Annotated in this window: 4 protein-coding genes; 1 reads left to right on the top strand and 3 read right to left on the bottom strand. The window is 70.7% G+C overall.

From position 1 onward, the window contains the following. Positions 1-105 precede the first annotated feature (105 nt). The gene (locus VFZ20_RS20310) at positions 106-240 is read right to left on the bottom strand and encodes a hypothetical protein (protein WP_329685766.1); all 135 of its coding nucleotides are present in this window, start codon (positions 238-240) and stop codon (positions 106-108) included. Positions 241-266: 26 nt separating this feature from the next. Further along, complete coding sequence (locus tag VFZ20_RS20305) at positions 267-497, bottom strand: hypothetical protein (protein ID WP_329685765.1); 231 nt, start codon at positions 495-497, stop codon at positions 267-269. Between the two features lie 468 nt (positions 498-965). Between VFZ20_RS20305 and VFZ20_RS20300 the strand changes: the two genes are divergently transcribed. Then, positions 966-1,430 (top strand): EVE domain-containing protein, encoded by a 465-nt coding sequence (locus VFZ20_RS20300; RefSeq protein ID WP_329685764.1) that lies wholly within the window; start codon positions 966-968, stop codon positions 1,428-1,430. A gap of 565 nt (positions 1,431-1,995) precedes the next feature. On the opposite strand, the gene VFZ20_RS20295 is transcribed toward VFZ20_RS20300, so the two are convergent. Beyond that, entirely contained in the window at positions 1,996-2,745 is a 750-nt protein-coding gene (locus VFZ20_RS20295) for a Rad52/Rad22 family DNA repair protein (protein ID WP_329685763.1), read from the bottom strand. Positions 2,746-2,924 lie beyond the last annotated feature (179 nt).

Below are 2,924 nucleotides of genomic sequence, written 5' to 3'. Positions count from 1 at the left end.
GAAGGTCAACCGAACCCCCGCACGGGACATAAGAAAGCGGAAGCAGGACACCCGGGAGGTGTCGTGCTTCCGCTGTCGCCTTCCGCGCGGGGACCGGCGTCCCGGCTACCGGGCCCGCGGGGCGGGGCGCTGGCCGGCGTCGTGTCCGGAGCCAAAGTAGCCCGGGGACGCCTCCCCCATCGAGACCAGCGCCGCCAGGACCAGCCCGGCGAGGGCGGCGGCCATCCGTCTTGCGTTCATCTGCATCTCACCGGTAGGAAGGGGGGTTACTGCGGCGTCTCGCCGCCCTTGATGGAGTCGGTGACCGGCGGCGGCGGGTCCACGTGCCCGGACCCGAAGTAGCCCGTATCCCCGTTGATGGTGTCCGGCGGCAGCCCGCCCAGATCCATGCGCCCCAGCGACGCGTCGGCGTCCGGGGCCACCAGCGACTGCTCGCAGGCGGCCGCGGAGACCAGCAGCGCGGCAATTCCGGCCATCCAGCGCATTTTCGTCTTCATGTCGCACGTTCTCATGGTGAGGGGAAGCGGGACGGGGACCCGTCCTGGAGGACGGGGGTGGCGCCGGACACGCAGCCGTGCCCGGAGCCGAAGCAGCCGCCGTGGAGGATCGAACGAGCGACCGGCGCGGGGGCGCCACCGCCCGGGAGGACGAAACCGCGCCCGGGCAGGGCCGCGGGCACCAGCAGGGCACCGGACGTCCGTCGCATCGACATGGAAATCTCCGGCAGAGCAGCGGTGCGCCGATGGACGGCGCGGGTACGAACGGGGGAACGGCCACGGCGGACCGGTGAACGCATCGTCCATCCACACGACAACAGGAGCCATGGCACGTACCTTCAGGTCCGTCTTTGGATCAATAAGGAGCGGTTGCATGGACAGCCGGCGCCCTTGCTGCGGGGCGCCGCGGGGCCCACAATCCCCGCGGGCAGCGCGCACGCCATCCACCTTTCCCCGAAACCAGGGTCCATGCCGCGCAACTGGCTGATGAAGAGCGAGCCGGACGTGTATTCCATCGACGACCTGCGCCGCGACGGCCGCACCTCGTGGGAGGGGGTGCGCAACTACCAGGCACGCAACTTCATGCGCGACGACGCCCGTCCGGGCGATCCCGTGCTCTTCTATCACAGCAACGCCAGCCCGCCGGGCGTGGCGGGGCTGGCGCGCGTGGCCCGCGCCGGCTATCCGGATCCCACGGCGCTGGACCCGTCCAGCGACTACTACGACCCCAAGGCCACGGAGGCGGACCCCCGCTGGTACATGGTGGACCTGGAGTTCGTGGAGGCGTTCCCCCACCTGGTCCCGCTGGACGCGCTGCGGGACGTGCCCGGGCTGGAGAAGATGCTCGTCATCAACAAGAGCCGGCTCTCCGTGCAGCCCGTGACGGACGACGAGCTCCGCATCGTCACCGCCCTGGGCCGCGCCCACCCCTGACCACGGTCCTGCCGATCGGCGCCCCGTCTCCGATGGACAACACGCGGCGCCGACATGGAACGTTTCAACGCTGAGAATTTGAACAGCCGGTGGGTGAAAAGTGCGTTAGGGATGGAAGGGAGCGGATGGAGAGGGGTCCGGGGAGGACGTGGGGATGAGGCTCGGTGCGGGCGGGTGATGCCGGGCGGCGCGGGCCCGCGCGGACGCCCCTCCGCTCGCCCTGGGGAGCGCGGCTCCAGACGGAGCGGCTAAAGCCGCCGCAACGACAGCGGAAAGCCCCGCCCTGACGACGCTTCGCGTCGCACGGCGGGGCTTCACCTGCTCCGGAGAGACGGCCCATGCACGAACCCGCGCGCCCGTAACCTACCCGAGCACGATGGCCGCGCCGCGTTCCACGCCCCGTTGGAAGTATACACCCTCTCCCGCGCAGTTTGCGGGAGAGGGTGCGAGCGACAGCGAGCGGGTGAGGGCCCCCCGCGCGCACCGCGCCTCCCCGCACCGCACTCCCCCCTCGCGAATCCACTCCCGCACTCCCGCACTCCCGCACTCCCGCACTCCCGCACTTTCACGCCGCCCGCCGCTGCTCCGGCTGAAACGCGGTGCCCGTGGCCGCCTCGATGGCCTCGACGACGGCGCGGGCAATGCGGGGCTGCTCCTTGATGGCCGGCCAGTTCTCGCGGACGAACTCCTTGAGGTTGCGCACGCGGCGCTGAATGCGGATCTCGGCCGCGTCGTCCACGCGGGGGCCCACGGTGCGCACGAAGTCCAGCATGGCCTCGTGCTCGCCGCCGGGCATGAGCACGGGCCCGGCCGCCGCGGGCTCCGGGGCGGGCGCCACGCCCTCGGGCAGCACCTCGCGGGGCAGCTGGGGCGGGTCCCAGCGAAACGAGCTGCCCTCGCGCGTCTTGCCCCGAAAGCGGCCGTTGTCGTGCACGTGGGCAAAGGTCTCGTCCAGCGCGTACAGGTAGCGGCCGATGCCCCACTGCACGGCGGCGCGCTTCATGGCGCCCGACAGGCCGCCCTTGACCCCCTCGACGTCGGTGTTCTCGGCGCCGTCCCACTTGGTGACCCACTCGCCGCCCACGCGGATGCTCAGGCCGCACATGACGCCGCCGTCGGGGCCGGGGCGAAACTCGTTGCGCCAGTTCTCGGGGCCCACCACCTCGTCCAGGCGCACCTGGATGGCGCGGTTGGTGACGTACGGCACGCAGATGGCCCACACCCGGCCGTGCTTTTCGCCGGCCAGCTGGATGCGCCACTCGATGGCGTCGGTCTCGAAGAAGTCCTGCAGCGCCTTGAAGTTGATGTCGGACATCGCGTCGCCTCCCTGTGCCGAGCGCCCCGGGGCCTCGATGAGTGCTTCGGATTTTCTTCGGTATAGTTTCGGCGATCCCCCGTAGGTTGTCAAGAGGCATGAACTTAGACGAAGTTCATAGGTTGCGGATGTGGACGGGCGGGGATGGAAGTGCGTGAGTGCGTGAGTGCGTGAGTGCG

It is taken from the genome of Longimicrobium sp., assembly GCF_036280135.1.
Lineage (GTDB): Bacteria > Gemmatimonadota > Gemmatimonadetes > Longimicrobiales > Longimicrobiaceae > Longimicrobium.
Note: the sequence above shows the minus strand (reverse complement) of the source record. Positions and strands in the feature narration are given on the sequence as shown.